18 protein-coding genes are annotated in these 22,330 nt (G+C 66.5%); 15 read left to right on the forward strand and 3 right to left on the reverse strand.

The window, feature by feature from the left end; all coding sequences use genetic code 11:
- Nucleotides 1-117: 117 nt before the first annotated feature.
- Nucleotides 118-909: an enoyl-CoA hydratase gene (locus tag DU505_RS12170; RefSeq protein ID WP_114479259.1), complete on the reverse strand. Its 792-nt coding sequence runs from the start codon at nucleotides 907-909 to the stop codon at nucleotides 118-120.
- A 119-nt stretch (nucleotides 910-1,028) separates the two neighbouring features.
- Between DU505_RS12170 and DU505_RS12175 the strand changes: the two genes are divergently transcribed.
- Nucleotides 1,029-2,276, forward strand: coding sequence for an amino acid deaminase (locus tag DU505_RS12175; RefSeq protein ID WP_114479260.1), 1,248 nt, complete (start codon nucleotides 1,029-1,031; stop codon nucleotides 2,274-2,276).
- On the opposite strand, the gene DU505_RS12180 is transcribed toward DU505_RS12175, so the two are convergent.
- Together DU505_RS12180 and serA are read right to left on the reverse strand one after the other, a co-directional pair.
- Nucleotides 2,273-3,175, reverse strand: a complete 903-nt coding sequence (locus tag DU505_RS12180; protein WP_114479261.1) for a DMT family transporter — start codon at nucleotides 3,173-3,175, stop codon at nucleotides 2,273-2,275. The two genes, DU505_RS12175 and DU505_RS12180, sit on opposite strands and share 4 nt — an antisense overlap.
- 121 nt (nucleotides 3,176-3,296) lie before the next feature.
- Nucleotides 3,297-4,547 (reverse strand): phosphoglycerate dehydrogenase, encoded by a 1,251-nt coding sequence (serA, locus tag DU505_RS12185; RefSeq protein WP_114479262.1) that lies wholly within the window; start codon nucleotides 4,545-4,547, stop codon nucleotides 3,297-3,299.
- A 279-nt stretch (nucleotides 4,548-4,826) separates the two neighbouring features.
- Between serA and DU505_RS12190 the strand changes: the two genes are divergently transcribed.
- The 14 genes from DU505_RS12190 (at nucleotide 4,827) to DU505_RS12255 (ending at nucleotide 22,328) form a co-directional block, all read left to right on the forward strand.
- A complete protein-coding gene (locus DU505_RS12190) occupies nucleotides 4,827-5,126 on the forward strand; it encodes an exodeoxyribonuclease VII small subunit (protein WP_114479263.1) in 300 nt (99 codons plus the stop codon).
- On the forward strand, nucleotides 5,116-6,000 hold the full coding sequence (locus tag DU505_RS12195) for a farnesyl diphosphate synthase (protein WP_114479264.1): 885 nt from the start codon (nucleotides 5,116-5,118) through the stop codon (nucleotides 5,998-6,000). The genes DU505_RS12190 and DU505_RS12195 overlap by 11 nt, the downstream gene beginning before the upstream one ends.
- Before the next feature lie 51 nt (nucleotides 6,001-6,051).
- Entirely contained in the window at nucleotides 6,052-7,971 is a 1,920-nt protein-coding gene (gene dxs / locus DU505_RS12200; RefSeq protein ID WP_114479265.1) for a 1-deoxy-D-xylulose-5-phosphate synthase, read from the forward strand.
- Between the two features lie 638 nt (nucleotides 7,972-8,609).
- Entirely contained in the window at nucleotides 8,610-9,119 is a 510-nt protein-coding gene (tssB, locus tag DU505_RS12205; protein ID WP_114479266.1) for a type VI secretion system contractile sheath small subunit, read from the forward strand.
- Nucleotides 9,120-9,197: 78 nt separating this feature from the next.
- Nucleotides 9,198-10,679 carry a type VI secretion system contractile sheath large subunit gene (gene tssC, locus DU505_RS12210; RefSeq protein WP_114479267.1) on the forward strand — a complete coding sequence of 494 codons (1,482 nt, stop codon included), beginning with the start codon at nucleotides 9,198-9,200 and terminating at the stop codon, nucleotides 10,677-10,679.
- Nucleotides 10,680-10,694: 15 nt separating this feature from the next.
- A complete protein-coding gene (gene tssE, locus DU505_RS12215; protein ID WP_114479268.1) occupies nucleotides 10,695-11,126 on the forward strand; it encodes a type VI secretion system baseplate subunit TssE in 432 nt (143 codons plus the stop codon).
- Nucleotides 11,127-11,156: 30 nt separating this feature from the next.
- Nucleotides 11,157-12,920: a type VI secretion system baseplate subunit TssF gene (tssF, locus tag DU505_RS12220; protein WP_114479269.1), complete on the forward strand. Its 1,764-nt coding sequence runs from the start codon at nucleotides 11,157-11,159 to the stop codon at nucleotides 12,918-12,920.
- A complete protein-coding gene (tssG, locus tag DU505_RS12225) occupies nucleotides 12,884-13,906 on the forward strand; it encodes a type VI secretion system baseplate subunit TssG (RefSeq protein ID WP_114479270.1) in 1,023 nt (340 codons plus the stop codon). The genes tssF and tssG overlap by 37 nt, the downstream gene beginning before the upstream one ends.
- A 6-nt stretch (nucleotides 13,907-13,912) precedes the next feature.
- A complete protein-coding gene (gene tagH, locus DU505_RS12230; RefSeq protein ID WP_114479271.1) occupies nucleotides 13,913-15,319 on the forward strand; it encodes a type VI secretion system-associated FHA domain protein TagH in 1,407 nt (468 codons plus the stop codon).
- Complete coding sequence (gene tssJ, locus DU505_RS12235) at nucleotides 15,316-15,915, forward strand: type VI secretion system lipoprotein TssJ (RefSeq protein WP_114479272.1); 600 nt, start codon at nucleotides 15,316-15,318, stop codon at nucleotides 15,913-15,915. Before tagH ends, tssJ begins: the two co-directional genes overlap by 4 nt.
- Complete coding sequence (gene tssK, locus DU505_RS12240) at nucleotides 15,915-17,249, forward strand: type VI secretion system baseplate subunit TssK (RefSeq protein ID WP_114479273.1); 1,335 nt, start codon at nucleotides 15,915-15,917, stop codon at nucleotides 17,247-17,249. Before tssJ ends, tssK begins: the two co-directional genes overlap by 1 nt.
- Before the next feature lie 3 nt (nucleotides 17,250-17,252).
- On the forward strand, nucleotides 17,253-18,095 hold the full coding sequence (gene icmH, locus DU505_RS12245) for a type IVB secretion system protein IcmH/DotU (protein ID WP_114479274.1): 843 nt from the start codon (nucleotides 17,253-17,255) through the stop codon (nucleotides 18,093-18,095).
- A gap of 8 nt (nucleotides 18,096-18,103) precedes the next feature.
- Nucleotides 18,104-20,716, forward strand: coding sequence for a type VI secretion system ATPase TssH (tssH, locus tag DU505_RS12250; RefSeq protein WP_114479275.1), 2,613 nt, complete (start codon nucleotides 18,104-18,106; stop codon nucleotides 20,714-20,716).
- A gap of 4 nt (nucleotides 20,717-20,720) precedes the next feature.
- Nucleotides 20,721-22,328, forward strand: coding sequence for a sigma-54 interaction domain-containing protein (locus tag DU505_RS12255; RefSeq protein ID WP_114479276.1), 1,608 nt, complete (start codon nucleotides 20,721-20,723; stop codon nucleotides 22,326-22,328).
- Nucleotides 22,329-22,330 lie beyond the last annotated feature (2 nt).

The following is a 22,330-nucleotide window of genomic DNA, read 5'->3' on the forward strand; positions in this document are numbered from 1 at the left end:
CGTACTAGCCAGGGCCAGGCCTTCTTGCCAGCATGAAAGCAGCTCTCAGGATACCCGCTCTGCTTCACCTTGTCGCGGCGACGGAAAAGCCTTCCATTCCCTGTTTCCCACGCCTTTTCAGCGATGCCGCCAGTTCGGTGGGCGTTTTTCGATGAAGGCATCGATGCCCTCGGTCACGTCCTCAGCCATCATGTTGCAGGCCATGGTGTCGCCGGCGAAGGCGTAGGCTTCCTGCAGCGGCATCTGCAACTGGCGCTGGAACATGGCCTTGCCGGTACGCACCGCCACGGCGCTCTTGGCGCAGATGCTGGCCGTCAGTCCCTCGAGAACCTCATCCAGCGCATCCTCCTCGGCGACCCGGTTGATCAACCCCCAGTCCAGGGCCTGGTCGGCGTCGATGAAGTCGCCGGTGAAGAGCATCTCCTGGGCGCGCTTGCGACCGACGCTGCGGGAGAGTGCCACCGCCGGAGTCGAACAGAACAGGCCCACGTTGATACCCGATACGGCAAAGCGGGCCGAGCGGACCGCCACGGCCAGGTCGCAGCTGGCCACCAGCTGGCAGCCAGCGGCGGTTGCGATGCCCTGGACGCGGGCGATCACCGGCACCGGCAGGTTGACGATGCGCTGCATGACCTCACCGCAATGCGCGAACAGCGACCGATAGTAGGCTTCATCGGGGTTGGCGCGCATCTGCTTGAGATCGTGACCGGCGCAGAAGGCCTTGCCGGTGGCCGCGATAACCACGCAGCGTACCGCGTCATCCTCGGCCAGGCGGGAGAGCTGATGGTCCAGGGCTGCCAGCATCTCTTCGGAGAGGGCATTGAACTGTCGCGGACGGTTCATCGTCAGGGTGGCGATCCCACCCTCGTCGTGTCGAACCAGCGGCAGATCGTCATCAATGGTCGGCATTGATATATCCTTGGTCTAATGTGATATCGCCACCAGCCTAGCTCGTCCCGACCGTCTTTCGGCACCCCTGCGACCAAAGACGAGGCTCAGGAACCAACGAGGATGTCCCGGAGAGTGCCATGACCGATTCGACACGCCCCCCATTGGCCGAGGCCTCGCTGCACAAGGGGCTGCCCGAGACCGGCAACCGGCTGCTCGCCGATGTGAGCCTGCCCGCCGCCGTCATTCACGAGGCGGCGCTGGCCCACAACCTGGCCTGGATGCAGCGCTTCTGCGATGCCCATGGGGCGCGGCTGGCACCCCATGGCAAGACCACCATGGCGCCGGCACTCTTCCATCGGCAGCTGCAAGCCGGCGCCTGGGGCATCACCCTGGCCACTGCGCCGCAGTGCCGCGCGGCTTTCGCCCACGGTATCCATCGCCTGCTGATGGCCAATCAGCTCGTCGGCGAGGCCAACATGGCCATCGTCGCCGAGCTGATCGAGGCCGGCGCCGACTTCTACTGCGTGGTTGATAGTGTCGCCAACGTCGACCAGCTGGCCCGCTATTTTGCTACGCGAGGCCTGCGTCTCAAGGTGCTGGTCGAGCTGGGCGTGCCTGGCGGACGCTGCGGCTGTCGCGATACCGACGAGGTGATGGCGCTCGCCGAGCGCATCGACAGCGAACAGGCCCTGGTGCTGTCGGGCCTGGAAGGCTACGAGGGCGTGATGCACGGGGACGATCCCGAGCGCGCCGTGCGTGCCTACGCCTGGCAATTGGTCGAGGTGGTCCAGGGGCTGGAGCGCGACGCCCTGATCGAAAATCCGCAGCCAATCATCACGGCGTCCGGCTCGGCCTGGTACGACCTGATCGCCGATGTATTCCGCGAGGCGCGGCTGGGCGCGCAGTTCGTACCGGTGCTGCGTCCCGGCTGCTACGTGGTTCACGACCACGGCATCTATCGCCAGGCCCAGCGCGAGATCCTGGCAAGACAGCCACACATCGAGAACGGCTTGAAGCCGGCACTCGAGGTCTTCGCACAAGTGGTGTCACTGCCCGAGCCGGGGCTGGCCATCGTGGGACTGGGCAAGCGCGATATCGGCCACGATCAGTTGCCCGAGCCGCTGCGACGCTATCGGGAGGCCGATGACCGGGGGCGCTCGCTGTCAGTTGAGGGCTGGCGTGTGACCAAGCTGATGGACCAGCATGCCTTCGTCAGGCTGCCCGCCGACGAGGATGAGCTCGGCAATGGCAATGGGCGGGTACGAGTGGGCGATATCGTTGCCTTTGGCGCTTCCCACCCCTGCCTGACCTTCGACAAGTGGCGGCGGATCTGTCGCGTCGACGATCGACTCGAGGTGGTCGAAGTAATGGATACCTATTTCTAGGAGCCTGCCGCCTCACGCCTGGCCTTGAGACGTGCCAGTCGGTCGCCGAACAGGTAGGCGCCCAGTGCCACCAGGATGAGCAGGGCGCCCAGCAGCATGGAGGCTGACGGCTGTTCCTGGTTCAGCGCCATGCCCAGCCCGAGGGCCAGTATCGGCGTGATCAGGGTGACCAGGGCCACGGTGGCAGCCGGGAGCCGCGAGAGGATCAGGTAGTAGCAGATAAAGCCCAGCAATGAACCGAACAGGGCGAGATAGAGCACCGACCACAGGCCGCGGGTGGTGAGCGGCACCGCAAGGGGCTCGCCGCTGGCAAGCCACAGCACGAAGAAGCACGGCAGGCTGAGTGCCAGAGCGCCGAGGGTCTGCTCCAGGGGGCCTAGCCCGGCGGCAACGCGCTGAACGGCGATGCCGCTGCCGCTGAACAGCGTCACTGCCACCAGCATCAGTGCCAGCGCCAGGAACTGGTCCTGCCCCAGCGCCAGGCTGTCGGCGAACACCACCGCCAGGCCCACCACGCCCAGGGCACAGCCCAGCCAGTGCCAGCGCTTCAGCTTGGTGGCCCCTGGCAGCACCTGCAGGATGAGTCCGGAAATCAGCGGTGCCATGCCGAACATCACCGACATCAGCCCCGACGGCAGCGTCATGGAGGCGTGATAGCTCAACGCCATGGCGCCGAAGACACCGGGAACGGCGGCGGCATAGCTCGCCACGGCCCGGCGGTCCAGCCGAAGCCGCTCGCGGCGCAGGAACAGTACCACCGCCAGGCCCGCCAGCAGGGCGATCAGCATGCGGAGCAGTACGCTGCCGACCGGCGCGCCGGCTTCGGCGCTCCACTTGATGGTCAGTGGCGTGGTGGCCCACACCAGCACCACGATCAGGTAGGCGGCTCCGGTCGGCATGCAATCGTCCTTGCTGCTGCCCATGGGCAGGATAATGTTCGGATAGTAACCATTAGCACAAAAAACACCGCTGCGTCATACGGCGCAGCGGTGTTTTGGTCTGGCTGGGAGCCTGTCGGGCTCAATCCTGGAAGTTGGTCTCGGAGTAGAGCACGCGCACCTTCAGGGTGTGCTGAACCTGGCGCAGGGCTTCCAGTGCCTGGGGGCCGTAGGCCTTGTCCACGTCGATCACCACGTAGCCGACCTTTTCGTTGGTCTGGAGGTACTGGCCGGAGATGTTGATGTCGCTCTCGGAGAGGACGCGGTTGATCTCGGAGAGCACCCCCGGCACGTTTTCGTGGATATGCAGCACCCGGTGCTTGTCCGGGTGCGCTGGCAGGGCCACCTCGGGGAAGTTGACCGAGGTGACGGTGGTGCCGTTGTCGGAGTAGGTGATCAGCTTCTCGGAGACCTCGATGCCGATGTTCTCCTGGGCTTCCAGCGTGGAGCCGCCGACGTGCGGCGTGAGAATCACGTTGTCCAAGCCACGCAGGGGGCTGACGAACTCCTCGTCGTTGCCCTTGGGCTCCACCGGGAAGACGTCGATGGCGGCGCCGTAGAGCCGGCCCTCCTTCAGCGCCTCGGCCAGATCCTCGATTACCACCACACTGCCGCGGGAGGCGTTGATCAGGATGCCGCTGCGCTTCATCAGCGCCAGCTGCTCCCTGGCGATCATCCACTTGGTGGAGGGCAGTTCCGGCACGTGCAGGCTGACCACGTCGGCGCGGGCCAGCAGCTCTTCCAGGCTAGCCACCTGGTTGGCGTTACCCATGCCGAGCTTGGTCACCACATCGTAGAAGATGACGTTGAAGCCCAGCGATTCCGCCAGCACCGAGAGCTGGGCACCGATATTGCCGTAGCCGACGATACCCAGGGTCTTGCCACGGGCCTCATGGGAGTTCTTGGCGCTCTTCAGCCAGCCGCCCTGATGGGCATGGGCGTTCTTCTGGGGAATGCCGCGAAGCAGCATGATCGCCTCGGCCAGCACCAGCTCCGCCACCGAACGCGTGTTGGAGTAAGGCGCATTGAACACCGGGATGCCACGGATCAGCGCCGACGTCAGGTCGACCTGGTTGGTGCCGATGCAGAAACAGCCCACGGCCGCGAGCTTCTCGGCCGCCTCGAACACCCGCGAGTTGAGCTGGGTGCGCGAGCGAATGCCGATGAAATGAACGTCCCGAACCTTCTCGATCAGCGTCGCCTCGTCCAGCGAGGTCGCCACGTGCTCGATGTTGGTGTAACCGGCGTTCAGGAAATTGTCCACCGCGCTCTGGTGGACGCCCTCGAGCAGCAGGATTTTGATCTTGCTCTTGTCCAGGGACGTTTTGGCCATGGTCGAATCAACCCCTTCTTCGGTGCGAGCCGCATGCGGTGACGGGACCGCCGTGCCGCGACAGTAGTGAGCCTGAGGGCCTGCCGATCAGCGAGGGACAAGGGCAGTGGCAGGCTCGAAACAGGGCGCTTATGGTAGCACAACCGCTTCGGGCGAAGATGAAAACGCTGCGCTGCGAAGATGAATGGGCTGCAGGTTGTTGCGGGTGGCAGACGAACACCGGGGGAGAGCGTGTATACTGTGGCCCCTATAGATAGCGGTGACGGGCTGGGAATTTCCATGGCAGAGCGAGACAAGCAACCGTCGTCCGATACGGTGGCGAGCGAGGAGGCAAGCGCCGATTTCGCCACCACCGTCGAGCGACTGGAACAGTTGGTAGAGCGGCTGGAGTCCGGCGAGCTGTCGCTGGAGGGCTCGCTTGCTGCCTTCGAGCAGGGCGTGCACCTGACGCGCGACGCCCAGCGTCGCCTGGACGAGGCCGAACTGCGGGTGCGCACCCTGATCGAAGGTCCAGACGGTGGTGTCGATTTCGACAGCTTCAGTGCGCCTCCCGGGGAGGACGACGATCTTGAGCGCTGACGCCTTCGCGGTGCGCCTGGCCGCCGATCGTGCCCGGGTGGACGCCTACCTGGCGCGCGTCTTCGATGCGCGCCAGGCGCCCGCCCCCCGCCTGGAGGACGCCATGCGCCATGGGCTGCTGGTGGGTGGCAAGCGGCTGCGTCCGGTGCTGGTCTACCTGGCCGGCCGTGCGCTGGGTGCCGCCGACGCCGACCTGGACTCCTCGGCCGCCGCAGTGGAGCTGGTTCACGCCTACTCGCTGGTTCACGACGACCTGCCCGCCATGGACGACGACGACCTGCGCCGCGGCCAGCCTACGGTCCATCGCGCCTACGACGAGGCCACGGCGATACTGGCCGGCGATGCCCTGCAGACCCTCGCCTTCGAGGTGCTGGCCCGGGCCGCCCATCCGCGGCTGCCGGCACTGATGCTGACCCTGGCTCAGGCCGCCGGCCGTGATGGCATGGTGGGCGGACAGGCGCTGGACCTGGCGGCCGTTGGCGGCCACCCTGACGTCGAGGCCCTGGCCACCATGCACGCTCACAAGACCGGCGCGCTGATTCGTGCCGCGGTGCGCATGGGAGCGCTGACGGCGGTGGTCGAGAGCGACCCCAGGGTGGCGGCGCTGGAACACTATGCCCAAGCCCTTGGCCTGGCCTTCCAGATACATGACGACGTCCTCGATGTGACCGGTGATACCCGCACACTGGGCAAGGCCTCCGGCGCCGATGCGGCCCGCGACAAGCCCACCTACCCGGCACTGCTGGGGCTGGATGGCGCTCGGGCCCGGGCCTTGGAGCTGACCGAGGAGGCACTGGCGGCCCTGGCGCCGCTGGGTGCAGCGAGTGCACCGCTGGCCGAGCTGGCCCGCTACATGATCGAAAGAGACCACTGAGGAGGCGTTGAAAGCGGTGATTCAGCGATTCCCTGACAGACAGAAGCCTACATGAAGCTCTACGACGAAATTCCCGGCGAGCGCCCGGTGACACCGCTGCTCGACACGCTGGAAACACCGGCGGCGCTGCGGGCCATGAATGCCGCACAGCTGGCGCAACTCGCCGATGAGCTGCGGGCCTATCTGCTCTACAGCGTCGGGGTGTCCGGCGGCCACTTCGGCGCCGGCCTGGGGGTGGTGGAGCTTACCGTGGCGCTGCATCACGCCCTGGAGACGCCCCACGACCGGCTGGTATGGGACGTGGGGCATCAGGCGTACCCGCACAAGATCCTCACCGGCCGGCGCGAGGCGATGGCCACCATTCGCCAGTACGGTGGCCTGGCCGCGTTCCCGCGTCGTGCCGAGTCGAAGTACGACACCTTCGGCGTGGGCCACTCCAGCACTTCGATTTCGGCGGCGCTGGGCATGGCCCTGGCGGCTCGCACCCGGGGCGAGAAGCGGCGTGTCTGTGCGGTGATCGGCGATGGCGCCCTGACCGCCGGCATGGCCTTCGAGGCCCTGGCCCATGCCGGCCATGTGGACGCCAACATGCTGGTGGTACTCAACGACAACGAGATGTCCATCTCCGAGAACGTCGGTGGCATTGCCAGCTACCTGGCAGGGATTCTTTCCAGCAAGCCTTACCTGGTCATGCGCGAGGAGGGCAAGAAGGTGCTCTCGCACCTGCCGGGGGCGCTGGAGCTGGCGCGGCGCACCGAAGAGCACATGAAGGGCATGGTCAGCCCGGCCACGCTGTTCGAGGAGATGGGCTTCAACTATATCGGTCCCCTCGACGGCCACGACCTGCCCACCCTGGTCCAGACCCTGCGCAACATCCGTGACCTGGACGGCCCCCAGTTCCTCCACGTCAGGACCCGCAAGGGCCGCGGCTTCCTGCCCGCCGAGGCCGATCCCATCGGCTACCATGCCATCACCAAGCTGGAAAAGATCGAGCCGGGAAAAAACGGTGACGAGCCGGCCACTGCACCCGTTGCCCCCGCCAGGAAGGCGCCCAAGTATTGCAACGTCTTCGGCGACTGGCTGTGCGACATGGCGGCCGTGGACGAGCGGCTGATCGGAATTACCCCGGCGATGCGCGAAGGCTCCGACCTGATCCGCTTCTCGAAGGAGTACCCCGAGCGCTACTACGACGTGGCCATCGCCGAGCAGCACGCGGTGACGCTGGCCGCGGGCATGGCCTGCGAGGCGATGAAGCCAGTGGTGGCGATCTACTCAACCTTTCTGCAGCGCGGCTACGACCAGCTGATCCACGACGTGGCGGTGCAGGGGCTCGATGTCACCTTCGCCATCGACCGCGCCGGCCTGGTCGGCGAGGACGGCCCCACCCACCACGGCAGTATGGATCTCTCCTACCTGCGCTGCTTGCCGGGCCTGGTGGTTCTGGCTCCGGCCGACGAAGCCGAGTGTCGCGCCATGCTCAGCGCCGCCTATCACTACCCCGGCCCCGCCGCGGTGCGCTACCCACGCGGCAGCGGCCCCGGCGTGGCGATACCGGGGCATCTGGAGCCGCTGGAGATCGGCAAGGCGGAGCATCGTCGCGAGGCCAGTGGCGAAGGTGGCCGCGTCGCATTGCTGGCCTTTGGTAGTCTCAACGGCCCCGCGGCCACGGTAGCCGAAGCGCTGGACGCCACCCATATCAACATGCGCTCGATCAAGCCGCTGGACCGGGAGGCCATCCTGGCCGCCGCCGACGAGCACGACCTGCTGGTCACCCTCGAAGAGAACGTCGTGGCAGGCGGCGCCGGCAGCGCCGTCAACGAACTGCTGGCCGCCGAGGGGGTCCAGGTCGAAGTCCTCAACCTTGGCCTGCCCGACGCCTTCGTCGAGCATGGCAAGCCGGCAGAACTGCTCGCCGAGTGCGGGCTGGATGCACCGGGTCTTGAAGCGGCGATTCGTGCGCGACTGGGGTAATGTAGAGGCAATCGATAAGCGAAGCAACGCGTGTTTCCAACCGGCCATGAACCTGGGTTCATGGCCGGTTTTTTCATGTGGAGCTTTGGATTGCCCCCCTGCACCCCACGTCTTGACGGCTGCCATACCCACTTTCAGGTGTCGTCAGGTACGGCCGCGTGGCTGTCGCATGAAGGAAACCGCAGCTTCGACCGAGCGCATTGCGGAGTGATAGCGGCGTACATTGCTTATATTCACGTAAGCCATTTCCTACAACGTCTGTAAGCAAAGGTGTATGTCGTACTAACTGTTTCAAGGTGCCTTGACGATATCCGTCACGATACCTGCATGTTTCCGGTAGTTGGTGCTGTTTGTTCTATTTTCGTCCTTGTAAGTAACGCCCACGTAAACTTGCCTGTCGCCCATGGCGTCGTTTGGCACACCCCCGCTTCCTGTTTACCCTCTCGCGACATCAGCTACAGCGGCAAACGCTTCTTCGGCTCTGCCAGCCAGCCTTGGTCATCTCGCTACCGCGGATGGCCTCGACTTGGCCAGGCTCGGCTCGCGTAGCCCGTTCCTGGCTCGTTTGCCGGGCCAGTATCAAGACGCAGGACTTAATCGTTCCAAAAAACCAGCGGTTCGTCAGGGAGCTCCAGACAATGGCAAAGGAAGGGACCGTTGCGCCGAAAGAGCGCATCAATATCAAGTATGTACCGGCCACCGGCGACCAGCAGGCGGAAACAGAGCTACCGCTCAAGCTGCTGGTGGTAGGGGACTTCAAGGGTGGCGCGGAAGAGACGCCCATCGAGGAGCGCGACAAGGTCTCGGTGGACAAGAACAACTTCCAGTCGGTCATGCGCGAGGCGGGTCTTGGCCTGCAGGCTGCCGTGCCCAACCGCCTCGAAGAGGGCGAAGAGCCGACCGACCTGGCGGTGAACCTCTCTTTCAAGTCGTTGGAAGACTTCGCCCCGGACAGCGTGGCCCGGCAGGTGCCGGAGCTGCGCAAGCTGGTCGAGCTGCGAGAGGCGCTGGTTGCCCTCAAGGGACCGCTGGGCAATGTGCCGGCCTTCCGCGACCGGCTGCAGAGGCTGATGGAGAGCGACGAGGCGCGTCAGCAGCTGCTCTCGGAACTCGAGCTGCTCGAGACGAACAACAAGGGCGACGCCTGATTCCTGTCGGACCAGGTGCAGGCAGATCAGGTGCAGGCAGGCGATTCAACGCCAGGTAAAGGATTCGAGGCAACCCCCATGACCGATTCGGTACAAACCCAGGGCCAGGCCGCCGGGGCCCAGGCAGAAGACTCCCTTCTCGACCAGGTGATGGCGCAGACGCGCATGGCACCGGCCGACGAAGGCTACGACATCGCCAAGCAGGGTGTGGCGGCGTTCATCGCCGAGCTGCTGCAGAGCACCAGCGACGCGCCCCAGGTCAACAAGTCGGTGGTCGATCGCATGATCGTCGAGCTCGATCGCAAGATCGGCAGCCAGGTGGACGAGATCCTGCATGACCGGGGCTTCCAGGAGCTGGAATCGGCCTGGCGCGGCCTCAAGCTGCTGGTCGATCGCACCGACTTCCGCGAGAACATCAAGCTCGACGTGCTGCATGCCACCAAGGCCGAGCTGCTCGAGGACTTCGAGTTCGCCCCCGAGCTCAGCCAGAGCGGGCTCTACCAGCACGTCTACGCGGCGGAGTACGGCCAGTTCGGCGGCGAGCCGGTTGCCGGCATCATCGGCCATTACGACTTCTCGCCCTCGACGCCGGACATCAAACTGCTGCAGTTCACCGCCGCGGTGGGCGCCATGGCCCACGCCCCCTTCCTCTCTTCGGTGGCGCCAAGCTTCTTCGGTATCGACAGCTTCGAGGAGCTGCCCAATATCAAGGACTTCAAAGCGATCTTCGAAGGGCCGAAGTACGCCCGCTGGCGCAGCCTGCGCGAGTCCGAGGATGCCCGCTACCTGGGGCTGACCGCGCCGCGCTTCCTGCTGCGCATGCCCTACGACCCGGTCGAGAACCCGGTCAAGAGCTTCAATTACCGTGAAACGGTGAATGAGAACCACGAGCACTACCTTTGGGGCAACACCGCCTACCTGCTCGCCGAGCGCCTGACGGACAGCTTCGCCAAGTACCGCTGGTGCCCGAACATCATCGGCCCCCAGAGCGGCGGCGCCGTCGAGAACCTGCCGGTGCACTCCTATGAAGCGCTGGGCCAGCTGCAGGCCAAGATTCCCACCGAGGTGCTGGTCACCGATCGGCGTGAATTCGAGATGGCCGAAGAAGGTTTCATCTCGCTGACCATGCGCAAGGGCAGCGACAACGCCGCCTTCTTCTCCGCCAACTCGGTGCAGAAACCCAAGGTCTTCCCCAACACGGCCGAGGGCAAGGCTGCCGAGACCAATTTCAAGCTCGGCACCCAGCTGCCCTACATGTTCATCATCAATCGCCTGGCGCACTACATCAAGGTGCTGCAGCGCGAGCAGATCGGTTCATGGAAGGAGCGCCAGGACCTCGAGCGCGAGCTCAACGCCTGGATTCGCCAGTACGTCGCCGACCAGGAAAACCCGCCGGCCGAGGTGCGTAGCCGCCGGCCGCTGCGGGCCGCCTCGATCCAGGTCTCCGACGTCGAGGGCGATCCGGGCTGGTATCAGGTCTCCATGGCGGTGCGTCCGCACTTCAAGTACATGGGCGCTAATTTCGAGCTGTCGCTGGTGGGTCGCCTCGACAAGGAGTAAGGGAGTGTCGCTGCCATGAGCCTTTACCGTGGTGGCGTGCTCGGCAACCGGCTGTTCGAGCGCCTGGCGGCGACAGGGCAGCCGGTTGAGGCAGGGGGCGAGGCCAGCCTCGCCGACACCGTGGAGTCCATCAAGCGACATCTCGTCGATCTGCTCAACAGCCACCCGGGACACAGCGAATGTGCGCCTGAGCTGGGGCTGCTCGACTTCAATGACGCGACCATCGGTGTGCTCGACCTGGAGCTCAATATCCAGCGCGCCATTCGCCAGTGCATCGAACGCTTTGAGCCTCGAGTGCAGCGAGTGGAAGTGGAGTCGTTGCCCCATGGCGGCGACCCCCTGCAGCTGCGGTTCCAGGTTCACGCAACCCTGGATCTTGGCCGGGACAACGCCCAGACCACCATCGATCTGCTGCTGAACGACAAACGCTATCAGTGCCTGAACTGAGCACCTAAGCATCCAGGGAACGAGACTCGCATGCTGAATCGCTATTACCGGGACGAGCTCGACTTTCTGAAGTTGCAGGGGAAGGAGTTTGCCGAGGCCAATCCTGGCCTCAGCCGCTTCCTCTCCGAGCGCAGCACCGACCCTGACGTCGAGCGCCTGCTGGAAGGCTTTGCTTTCCTGACCGGACGCATGCGGGAGAAGGTCGAGGACGAATTCCCCGAGCTGACCCATTCGCTGATCAGCATGCTGTGGCCCAACTATCTGCGCCCGGTGCCGAGCATGACCGTCATGCAGTTCACCCCGAAGTGGCACGCCCTGAGTGCGTCCCAGTCCGTTGCGGCGGGGACCGCGGTGGGAAGCCGGCCGGTAGACGGTACGGCCTGTCGCTTTCGCACCTGCCACGAGGTGGCGCTCTATCCGCTGCAGCATGCCGGCGTCGAAGCGCGACACTCCCGCGAGGCTTCGGTCGTCGAGCTGAATCTCGACGTTCGCAGCGATCAGCCCCTCGATGCTCTGGGGATCGACACGCTGCGGCTCCACCTGGGAGGCAACGGCTACACGGCGCGCAGCCTCTACCTGTGGCTGAACCACTACCTGTCGCGTATCGAGCTGGAGATCGACGGCGAGCGTCGGCGCTTGCCGAACAGCCTGCTGCAGCCGGTGGGCTTCGCGCGGGAGGACGCTCTGCTGCCCTATCCGCGCAATGCCTACCAGGGCTATCGCATCCTGCAGGAGTATCTCTGTTTTCCCGAGGCCTTCCACTTCGTCGACCTGGGCTCGCTGGGGCGCCACCTGCCTTCCGTGCAGGCCCAGCGGCTGACGCTACGCTTCGTCTTTACGCGCACGCTGCCGGCGGATGCCAGGGTGCGAGACGAGCACCTGGCGCTCTACTGCACACCGGCCATCAACCTGTTCACCCACGATGCCGACCCCATCGACCTGAGCGGCGAGCGCAGCGAGTACCACATCCGTCCCAGCAGCCGTTCGCCGGCGAACTACGAGGTGTTCAGCGTCGACGCGGTGCATGGCTGGCTGGAGAACGACTCAGGCAAGGTGCGCGGCGAACCGCGTAACTATGTCCCCTTCGAGAGTTTTCAGCACCAGATCGAGCGGGACCGGGATCGCCAGGCGCTCTACTACCGGGTGCGGGTTCGCGACAGCCTGCGTGGCGATGGCTTTGATCACGATATCGCCTTCGTGCGTGGCGACGAGCGGGCGTGCCTGGGCATGCGCGAGACCATCTCGCTGCGGCTCACCTGCAGCAACCGCGAGCTACCCGAGAAGCTGACCGTGGGTGATGTCTGCGTCGAGACCGAGAACAGCCCCGTGTACGCCGACTTTCGCAATATCACCCGGCCGACGCCGGCGCTGCGTCCGACCCTCGACGGCAGCCTGATGTGGACCTTGATCTCCAACCTGTCGCTTAACTACCTGTCGCTGCTCGAGCGGGATGCGCTGTGTTCGGTATTGAGGGCCTACGACTTCCGTGCGCTGGTCGACCGCCAGGCGGAGCGGGTCTCCCAGAAGCGCCTGACGGGCATCGCCGATATCGAGACCCAATCCATCGACCGGCTTCAGCGCGGCCTGCCGGTGCGCGGGCTGCGTTCGGTCATGACCCTGGATCAGGAGGCCTTCGGCGACGAAGGCAGCCTCTATCTGTTCGGCAGCGTGCTGGCTAGGTTCTTCTCGCTCTACGCCAGCATCAACTCGTTCCATGAGCTGCATGTCATCAACCGACACAACCGTGAGCGTTACGCATGGACCTTACAGCCGGGCCAGCAGCCGCTGATGTAGCGCCGACTGCCCTGATCGAGGGGGCCCGGCGCTACGACTTCTTCCAGCTCGTCGAGCTGTTGCACCGCCACCATGAGGATGACCTCGAAGGTGGTGGCGGCGGTAGCGTGCCTGCCTTTGAACGGGTGCGTTACAGCGCCTCGGCGTCGCTGGGCTTCCCCGGCAGCGATGTCGTGGCGCTCGCACCCGGCGCCGACGGCGGCTACCGGCTGGAGGTCAGCTTCTTCGGGCTGCAGGGCTCCCAGTCGCCGCTGCCCGGCTACTATCTCGAGAGCCTGGCCCACAGCGCGGCCCATCACGAGGGCAGCGCCGGCGACTTCCTCGACTTCTTCAACCACCGGCTGCTGACCCTGGTGCATCGGGCCTGGCGCAAGTACCGCCACTACGTGCGCTATCAGGACCATGCCAGTGACGGCTTCTCCGCCGCCGTCTTCGCCCTGGTCGGCCTGGCCGACGCCGATTTGCGCGGCGAGACGCCGATCAACTGGAGCAAGATGCTGGCCTATGCCGGCCTTCTCGCGGGGCGTTCGCGCTCGCCCGAGGTGGTCTGCGGCATCGTCGGGCACTGCTTCGACCTCGACGAGGTGCATCTCGAGGAGTGGGTGCATCGCTGGGTGGTGATCCCCGAGGACCAGCGCAGCCGCTCGGGCCTCTCCGCCATGACCCTGGGCGAGGACATGATCGCCGGCGAGCGGGTCGCCGACATCGGCGGCAAGTTTGCCCTCTGCCTGAGGGGCTTGAGCCTCGCGCGCTTCCGCGACTTTCTGCCCGATGGCTGTGAGCACGCGCCGCTGCGAACGCTGGTGAACTTCGTGCTGCGCGAACCCCTGGCCTACGACCTGGAGCTCGAATTGTTGCCCAGTGCCGTCATGCCGATGCGTCTGGGCGAGGCCGGCAGCTGCCAGCTCGGCTGGACCACCTTCGTCAACCCCGAATCCGGCGATGCCTCCAGGCGCCGTCGGATACGCATACAGATGACAGGCTAACCGTCCATGCAAGCCTCCTACCCTCATGCCACCGAGCACCACGTCGCGGCTCACACCGCCATCACTCTGGTCGTGATCAACAGCGAGCGACTCGAGGGGCGCTCCACCAGCAGCCATGTCTTCCATGAGGCGGGCGGCACCCTGGGCAGCGCCGACAGCGACGACTGGCTGCTGCAGGACCATGCCGGACGCATTCGTCCCGGCCATGCCGAGATCCAGCGCCAGGACGGCCGCTTCTGCCTGGTCGACCGCAGCGGGCACACCTTCATCAACCACGCCACGCTGCCCCTCGGCCGCGACCGGCGGGTCGCCCTGCGCGACGGCGACGAGCTGAGGCTCGGCGAGTACCACCTGCGCGTTCACCTCGGCGACCGCCAGGCCGGCCTGCCAGGCGCCCAGCCGCTGACCGCGCTGATCGACGAGGAGCAGGAGGCGCTGCCGGGACAAGGCATGCCCCTGGTTCATTCCATGGCTCAGGGGAGCATAGCGGCGGCGCGACAGGACGACCCCATGGAGGCCCTTGGCGAGGTGACCCCCGGCGCCAGCCATCAGGACCCCATAACGGCGCTGAAGCACCCCGATGAGGAAACCATCGACTTTACCGATCCGCTGCTCGAGGAGCTGGAAGGGGCGGGCGCGAACGGGGCGAGTCATTACCCACAGGTCCGGCGTGGAAAGCCGTCGGGCAAGTCGACGATTCAAGCATACGAGGACAATAACGCGATGAGCAGGGACATGGATGAACGGTTGTTGAACGACCTGGAGCGCTCGGTAGGCGAGCAGCTCGAGGACCGCTGGCAGGAGTCCTCGCCGGCGGTGGCGGGGCACATGGGGGCGGATCCGCTGATGCGCGCCCTGGGAGCCAACCTGCGCTTCCACGACAGCGAGGAGCAGCAGGCGTTTCTCGCCGAGGCCGGCAACACCCTGCGGGCCGCCATCGAGGGGCTGCAGGCGCTGCATCAGGCCCAGGACGACAGCCGCTATCCGTTGCGCGATCGCCGCCTTCAGCCCATCGAGGACAACCCCCTGCGGCTGGGCCAGCCCTATGTCGACACCGTGGAGACGATGTTCTCCGCCCGGCGTAGCCCGGTGCACCTCTCGGCACCGGCCGCGGTGGCCGAATGCCTGGCCCACCAGGGCCAGCACCAGGCGGCGGTGGAGGAGGCCATCGGCCAGGCGCTGCAGTCGATTCTGGATGCCTTTGCACCCGATGCGCTGCTCAAGCGTTTCCACGCCTACCGCGGTGCCGGCAACCGCCTGGATGACGAAGGCGGCTGGGCCTGGGATATGTATCGCCACTACTACCAGGAGCTGAACTCCGGTCGCCAGCAGGGCTTCGCCAAGCTGTTCTGGGAGGTCTTCGAACAGGCCTATGACCAGTCGGTGCGCCGTCAGCAGCGGGAGGAAGCATGAGCACAATAATCACCAGCGCAAGAAAAGCGTCGACAAGACATTTGTGCGCAAGCAGTGCCGGATGGCGCGGGCCGCTTGCCTGGCTGGCCGTCGGCGTGCTGGCGCTCCTGCTCAGCGGCTGTGCCTCGACCCGTGAGGCCGCCGGCAAGACCTGGCAGGTCATGAAGGACCCGTCGATTCCGGTGGGCTATCCCGAAGCGCGCCTGTCCCGTGTCGACCTGGCCATGGTGGCCGAGCCCGACGTCAACCGCAATTTCGACGGCGAAGGCACCCCGCTGCGCTTTCAGATCCTTCAGTTGAAAGACGATTCGATGCTGATGGCCGCCGACCACTACCAGCTGCGCGATGACCTCGAGGATGCCCTGGGCACCAACTACCTGACCCATGACGACTTCACTCTGCTGCCCGGCCAGTGGAAGTTCTACGAGCCCTTCGAGGTCGACGAAGAGACGCGCTATATCGGCCTTATCGCCTTCTACAACACCCCGGATGAGGCCGAGTGGAAGAAGGTGGTCAAGGTCAACGCCGTCGGCGATGAATACCACCTGCTGGTGCATCTGCGCGCCGATGAAGCCGAGCTGAGGGATCAGGACTGATGGCGAGTCGCAACCGTGTGGTCTGGAGCGAAGGGCTGTTCATCAAGCCGCAGCATTTCCAGCAGCAGCAGCGCAGCCTGGAAGGGTTGATCGATGCCCGCCTGCGGGGCGTCAGCCACTATCTCTACGGCTTTCACCTGCTGGAACTCAACGCGGAGTTTCTCAGCTTCGGGCGTATCGCCATCAGCCGCGCCAGCGGAGTGATGCCGGATGGTACCGCCTTTCAGCTGCCCGACGACGACATCGAGCCGCAGCCGCTGGAGATCGACGACGCCGGCATTACCAACCAGGTCGTCTACCTGGGCCTGCCGCTGTCTACCGATGCAGTGGGCGAGGTGCGCTGGCCCGGCGACGACCTGCCGGCCCGTTACCGGCTCTTCCAGCGTGGCGTGCGCGACCTGCACTCCCGCGATGGCGACACCACCGAGCTCGATGTGGCGCGGGTCGCCCCCTGCCTGCTGCTGGAGCGTGACGACCGCAGCGCCTACGCCTGCCTGGCGGTGGCGCGCATCGTCGAGCGACGCCCCGACGGTAGCCTGGTGCTCGACGAGCAGTTCCTGCCGACCCTGCTCAACGTCCAGGCCGCTCCGATGTTGCAGCGCTTCGTCGGCGAGATGGCCGGCCTGATGCGCGAGCGTGCCCGCAACCTCGCCCAGCGACTCTCCACGCCGCACCAGACCGGCGTGGCCGACGTCTCCGACTTCATGCTGCTGCAGCTACTCAACCGCGCCCAGCCGCGGTTCCAGCACCTGGCGCGGCTGGGTCATCTGCACCCGGAGCGGCTCTTCGACACCATGCTCGAGACCGCCAGCGAGCTGGTCACCTTTACCGACGAATCGCGGCTGCCGCCGGAATACCCGGCCTATGACCACGACCACCCCGAGCGCGCTTTCCGCATGCTGATGCAGGGGCTTCGCCAGGCGCTTTCCACGGTACTGGAGCCGAGGGCGCTGGCAATCCAGCTGCAGTCGCGTCGCTACGGCCTGCTCGTCGCCCCGCTGTCGGATCCGGGGCTGCTCGAGGACGCCGACTTCATTCTCGCCGTGCGGGCCGACATGCCCCACGAGCGGCTACGCAAGCTGTTCCTGCAGCAGACCAAGGTGGCCAGCGTCGAGCGCATCCGCGACCTCATCAGCCTGCAGTTGCCGGGGGTGCCGCTGGAACCGCTGCCGGTGGCCCCGCGGGAACTGCCCTATCACGCCGGCTACAGCTACTTCCGGCTCGACCGCCAGAGCCAGGCCTGGCGCATGCTCGACGGTGCCAGTGGCTTTGCCTTCCACGTGGCGGGCGAGTTCCCCGGTTTGGAAATGCAGTTCTGGGCGATCAGGAGTTAAGCCATGCAAGATCTTGCTACGCAACTCGACATGGAATCCGGTGCCGTCTCGCGTTACTCACCCACGCGCCACGAGGACCGCATCAACGAGCGGGGACTGGAGCGGCTGATTCATAGCCACGCCGAACAGCTCGATGCCGACGAGGATTACTGGTTCCGCCTGCGGGGCCACAACCTCAATCCCCTGGTGGATGCCGCCAGTTCGCTACTGGGCATGGTGGTACGGGTTCGCCAGCTCGACAGCATGCACGACATCGAGCGGCTCTACCGGCAGGTAGTCGACGAGATCTCGGCAATCGAGATCGAGCTCACCGAACAGGGCTACGACCGTCCGACCCTGCTGGCCTTCCGCTACGTGCTCTGCTCCTTCATCGACGAGGCGGTCATGGGTACCGACTGGGGCCAGCAGAGCAAGTGGGCCGAGCACTCGCTGCTGACGCGCTTCCACAACGAGACCTGGGGCGGCGAGAAGGTCTTCTCGATCCTTGCCCGCCTGCAGCAGGAACCGCAGCGCTATCGCGACATGCTGGCCTTCATCTACCTGTGCCTGTGCCTGGGCTTCGAGGGCCGCTATCGGGTAATGACCCATGGTCGCGAGGAGTACGAGCACGTGGTCCGGGCCCTGGGCGACCAGCTCGCGGCCCTCGGCGATGCCCCCGACGACATGCTGACCTCACCCCTGGACAACGTGGTGCGGGGCCGCCGCCGCGGTGGGCGCGGCCTGCCGGTATGGGCGGTCTTCGCGCTATTCGGCGTGGCCATGGCAGGCGCCTACCTGGGCTTCTCCTGGTCCCTGGACCAGCAGGCATCCCAGGTCAGCATCCTTCTCGATCAGATATTCCGTTAGGAGAGACCATGCTCAGGGTAGAGCTTCCGGCGCTCATCGGCCGACTCAATGCCATCGCCCGCCAGGGGTTGGAACAGGCTGCGGTACTTTGTGCCGAACAGCAGGCCCCGGAGGTCACCGCCGGGCATCTGCTGCAGGCGCTGATCGACCAGCCGCTGTGTGACATGCGCTGCCTGCTGGAAGGGCAGGGCATCGATGCCCTCGAACTGCGTGCCCGGCTCGCCGACGAATCGCGCCCGCCCCGTGACCTCACGGTGGCCACGCCGAGCTTCTCGCCGCTGCTGGTGGAACTGCTTCAGGACGCCTGGCTGCTGGCGACCACGGAGTTTGCCCACGACTCGCTGCGTAGCGGCATGATCTTCACCGCGCTGCTGCACAACGTCGGCCGCTACCTCGGCCCCAGGAGCGCCGCGCTGCTGGCCGATATCAACCGCGAGAGCCTGCGCCGCGACTTCGAGCGGTTGACCCGCGATTCCGCCGAAGCCCCCCGGGCGGACGAGGGCGCCACCGGACACCCGAAGCCGGGTGCGGCCCAGGGCGACAGCGCCCTGGCCCGCTTCGCCACCTCGCTGACCGACCAGGCGCGGCGCGGCGAGCTCGACCCGGTGCTGTGCCGCGACCCGGAAATCGACCAGATGCTCGATATCCTCGGCCGCCGGCGCAAGAACAACCCCATCGTCATCGGCGACGCCGGAGTGGGCAAGAGTGCCGTGGTCGAAGGGCTCGCCGCGCGCATCGTCGCCGGGGAGGTGCCGGCGGCGCTGGCCGACGTCGAACTGCTGGCGCTGGATCTCGGCGCGCTGCAGGCCGGTGCCGCGGTCAAGGGCGAGTTCGAGAAGCGCCTCAAGGCGGTGATCGAGGAGGTCAAGGCGGCACCGAAGCCCATCCTGCTGTTCGTCGACGAGGCCCACACCCTGATCGGCGCCGGCAACCAGGAGGGCGGCGGTGATGCCGCCAACCTGCTCAAGCCGGCCCTGGCCCGGGGCGAACTGCGCACCATCGCCGCCACCACCTGGCGCGAGTACAAGAAGTACTTCGAGAAGGACCCGGCGCTGTCGCGGCGCTTCCAGCCGGTGTCGCTGTCCGAGCCCAGCGTGGAGCAGGCGCTGGTGATCCTGCGGGGCCTGCGTGACGTCTACGAGCGGGCCCACGGCGTGCTGGTCGGCGACAGCGGGCTGCGCGCTGCCGCCGAGCTGTCGGCCCGTTACCTGGCCGGCCGCAAGCTGCCGGACAAGGCCATCGACGTGCTCGATACCGCCTGCGCCCGGCTCTCCCAGGCGCTGGACACCCCGCCACGCCGGCTCAGCCATCTCAAGAGCGACCATCTGGCGACCCTTCGCGAGCGCGATCAGCTCGACCGCGAGACCCAGCTGGGGCGCCGCCCGGACGAAGCCTTGCTGGTGGAGCTCGACGAGCGCCTGACCCGTCTGGACGACGAGTTGGCTACGCTGGAGGCAGCCTGGCAGGCCCAGCGCGACTGCGTCGATGCCATCCTGTCGCTGCATGCGCAACTGCTCGACGACGAGACGGACGAGGCCGAGCATGGCGACCTGCGGGCGGCCCTGGTCGAGCAGGAAACCCGCCTGGCCGAGCTGCAGCAGGAGTTCGCACTGGTCAACGCCAGCGTCGAGGAGGCGCAGATCGCCCAGGTCATCGGCGACTGGACCGGCGTGCCGGTCGAGCGCATGACCAGCGACGAGCTGACCCGTCTCACCGAGCTGCCCGACTATCTGGGCCAACTGGTGCAGGGCCAGGATCTTGCCATCGAACGGGTTCACCGCCACCTGCTCACCGCCCGTGCCGACCTGCGCCGCCCCGGCCGTCCGCTGGGGGCCTTCCTGCTGGTCGGGCCCAGCGGCGTGGGCAAGACCGAGACCGTGGTGCAGATCGCCGAGCGGCTCTACGGCGGGCGCCAGTTCCTCACCACCATCAACATGTCCGAGTATCAGGAGAAGCACACCGTTTCGCGGCTGATCGGCTCACCGCCTGGCTATGTCGGCTTCGGCGAGGGCGGCCTGTTGACCGAGGCGATTCGCCAGCGCCCCTACTCGGTGGTGCTGCTCGACGAAGTGGAAAAGGCCCACCCGGACGTGCTCAACCTCTTCTACCAGGCCTTCGACAAGGGCGAGCTGGCCGACGGGGAAGGGCGCCTGATCGACTGCAAGAACGTGGTGTTCTTCCTCACCTCGAACCTGGGCTACGAGGCCATCGTCGCCCACGCCGACGCTCCCGCCGAGCTGGACGACGCGCTCTACCCGGTGCTGGCCGGCTTCTTCAAGCCGGCGCTGCTGGCGCGCATGGAGGTGGTGCCCTACTTCCCGCTGGGCGCCGACACCCTGCGCGATATCGTGGTGGCCAAGCTCGACACCCTGGGGCGGCGCATTCGCGAGCGTCATCGCCAGGCCGAGGTGGTCCTCGACCCTGCCCTGGCCGAGGCGATCTGCCTGCGCGCCACCCGCAGCGAGAACGGTGCGCGGATGCTCGAGTCGGTGATCGACGGCGAGCTGTTGCCGCCGGTCTCCCGGGCACTGCTCGACCGCATGGCGCGTCGTGAGGCGGTGACCCGGGTCGCCCTGGGCGTCGATGCCGACAGCGGCGCCTTTACCGCGGAGGTGGAGTAAGGGCATGGGCGCAAGGGCGATCGACACCTGCCAGGCCATGGCGGGCCAGCCGGTGGGGCCGGGCCTCGTCGGCATGGCCAGGGCACTGGCGCTGGTCGAAAGCGCATCGCCCGTCGAATTGCGCGAACGCGGCTGCGCCATCCTGGTTTCCTGCCAGGGGCTGGCCTGGGCGGAATGCCTTTACCTGGATGGCAGCGGGCGCTGGCTGGGCAGCGACCGGGCCGATGCCCGCCTGGCCTGTGACGACTTCCGCCATCCCTATGCCCACGCCATCCGCCAGGGCAAGCCGCTGCGGCTGGGGCTGGCGGAGGCGCGCTCTCGGCTCGACCATCCGGACTTTCAGGCCCAGGTGAGCGCCCTGCCCGGCGTCCTGCAGCTCGACGTTCGTCCGCTGCGCGCTCTGGACGGAGAGCGGGAGTGGCTCGGCACTCTGGCCGTGGCGGGGGAGCCGTCCGTGCTGGCAGGGCTCGGCGAGGACCCCGAGTTCGTCGCCTTCGAATCGCTGCTGTGCCGGCTATGGGCCGGCCTGTCGCGACACCAGGGCGAACGTCACCGGGAGGCACGACTACGCCAGTCCCTGGCCCAGCTCAACGATGGGGCGCGTCGCCAGGCCCTGGCCGAGCGGCTGGCGGAAGACCTGCTGGGCGCCTCACCGGCCATGCAGACGCTGCGCAGCCAGGTCATCCGCGCCGCCGAGACCGGCCTGGCCGTGCTGCTTCAGGGCGAGACCGGTACCGGCAAGGACCGCGTGGCCCGGGCGATCCACCGGTTCTCCGCCCGGGCGGATGGCCCCTTCATGGCGATCAACTGCGCGGCGATACCCGAGGCGCTGCTGGAGTCGGAGCTGTTTGGCCACGCCAAGGGCGCCTTCTCCGGCGCCGATCAGGCCCGTGAAGGGCTGATCAGCCAGGCCGATGGCGGCACCCTGTTTCTCGATGAGATCGGCGACATGCCGCTGCCGCTGCAGGCCAAGCTGCTGCGGGTGCTGGAAAGCGGCCGCTATCGACCCTTGGGTGCCAGCGAGGAGCGCCATGCCGACCTGCGCCTGGTGGCGGCGACCCACCAGCCGCTGAGGGAGCGTATCCGCGACCAGTGCTTCCGTGCCGACCTTTACTACCGACTGGGGCAGTTCCCGCTGAGCCTGCCGACGCTGCGGGAGCGGCGCGAAGACATCGCCCAGCTTGCCGAAGCCTTCGCGGTCGACTTCTGCTCGCGGGAAGGACGCGACGAACTCGGCATCACCCCGGCGGCTCTGCGCCAGCTGCGCGAGCGTGACTACCCCGGCAACGTCCGGGAACTGAAGAACCTGATCGACTATGCCTGCGCCATGACTCGGCCAGGAGACGATATCGAACCCATGGCCCTCCCCGGGCTGACGGAAGCGGAAGATTCCGACCGGCAGGAGGGCACGGAGGGCAGCGGCGGCCAGTCGGTCGAGAGCGCGAGCCAGGTCCACGACCTGCGCCGTGCCCTGCGCGACTACGAGGCGGACCTGATCCGCCAGCGCCTGCTGCTGTTCGGCGGCAATCGCGCCCTGGCCGCCGAGAGCCTCGGCCTGCCCAAGCGGACCCTGGCACACAAGTGCCGACAGTTGGAACTGGATGCCAAATGATA

Origin of the sequence: Billgrantia montanilacus, assembly GCF_003336675.1 — a bacterium.
Lineage (GTDB): Bacteria > Pseudomonadota > Gammaproteobacteria > Pseudomonadales > Halomonadaceae > Halomonas > Halomonas montanilacus.

What these genes read in the sequence shown, in the direction of transcription:
- dxs (WP_114479265.1), top strand. Translation starts at nt 6,052, where the DNA reads ATGAAGCTCTACGACGAAATTCCCGGCGAGCGCCCGGTGACACCGCTG.
- tssJ (WP_114479272.1), top strand. Translation starts at nt 15,316, where the DNA reads ATGAGCACAATAATCACCAGCGCAAGAAAAGCGTCGACAAGACATTTG.
- tssE (WP_114479268.1), top strand. Translation starts at nt 10,695, where the DNA reads ATGAGCCTTTACCGTGGTGGCGTGCTCGGCAACCGGCTGTTCGAGCGC.
- DU505_RS12170 (WP_114479259.1), bottom strand. Translation starts at nt 909, where the DNA reads ATGCCGACCATTGATGACGATCTGCCGCTGGTTCGACACGACGAGGGT.
- tssC (WP_114479267.1), top strand. Translation starts at nt 9,198, where the DNA reads ATGACCGATTCGGTACAAACCCAGGGCCAGGCCGCCGGGGCCCAGGCA.
- tssF (WP_114479269.1), top strand. Translation starts at nt 11,157, where the DNA reads ATGCTGAATCGCTATTACCGGGACGAGCTCGACTTTCTGAAGTTGCAG.
- DU505_RS12255 (WP_114479276.1), top strand. Translation starts at nt 20,721, where the DNA reads ATGGGCGCAAGGGCGATCGACACCTGCCAGGCCATGGCGGGCCAGCCG.
- DU505_RS12190 (WP_114479263.1), top strand. Translation starts at nt 4,827, where the DNA reads ATGGCAGAGCGAGACAAGCAACCGTCGTCCGATACGGTGGCGAGCGAG.
- tagH (WP_114479271.1), top strand. Translation starts at nt 13,913, where the DNA reads ATGCAAGCCTCCTACCCTCATGCCACCGAGCACCACGTCGCGGCTCAC.
- tssK (WP_114479273.1), top strand. Translation starts at nt 15,915, where the DNA reads ATGGCGAGTCGCAACCGTGTGGTCTGGAGCGAAGGGCTGTTCATCAAG.
- icmH (WP_114479274.1), top strand. Translation starts at nt 17,253, where the DNA reads ATGCAAGATCTTGCTACGCAACTCGACATGGAATCCGGTGCCGTCTCG.
- tssH (WP_114479275.1), top strand. Translation starts at nt 18,104, where the DNA reads ATGCTCAGGGTAGAGCTTCCGGCGCTCATCGGCCGACTCAATGCCATC.
- tssG (WP_114479270.1), top strand. Translation starts at nt 12,884, where the DNA reads ATGGACCTTACAGCCGGGCCAGCAGCCGCTGATGTAGCGCCGACTGCC.
- tssB (WP_114479266.1), top strand. Translation starts at nt 8,610, where the DNA reads ATGGCAAAGGAAGGGACCGTTGCGCCGAAAGAGCGCATCAATATCAAG.
- DU505_RS12175 (WP_114479260.1), top strand. Translation starts at nt 1,029, where the DNA reads ATGACCGATTCGACACGCCCCCCATTGGCCGAGGCCTCGCTGCACAAG.
- DU505_RS12180 (WP_114479261.1), bottom strand. Translation starts at nt 3,175, where the DNA reads ATGCCGACCGGAGCCGCCTACCTGATCGTGGTGCTGGTGTGGGCCACC.
- serA (WP_114479262.1), bottom strand. Translation starts at nt 4,547, where the DNA reads ATGGCCAAAACGTCCCTGGACAAGAGCAAGATCAAAATCCTGCTGCTC.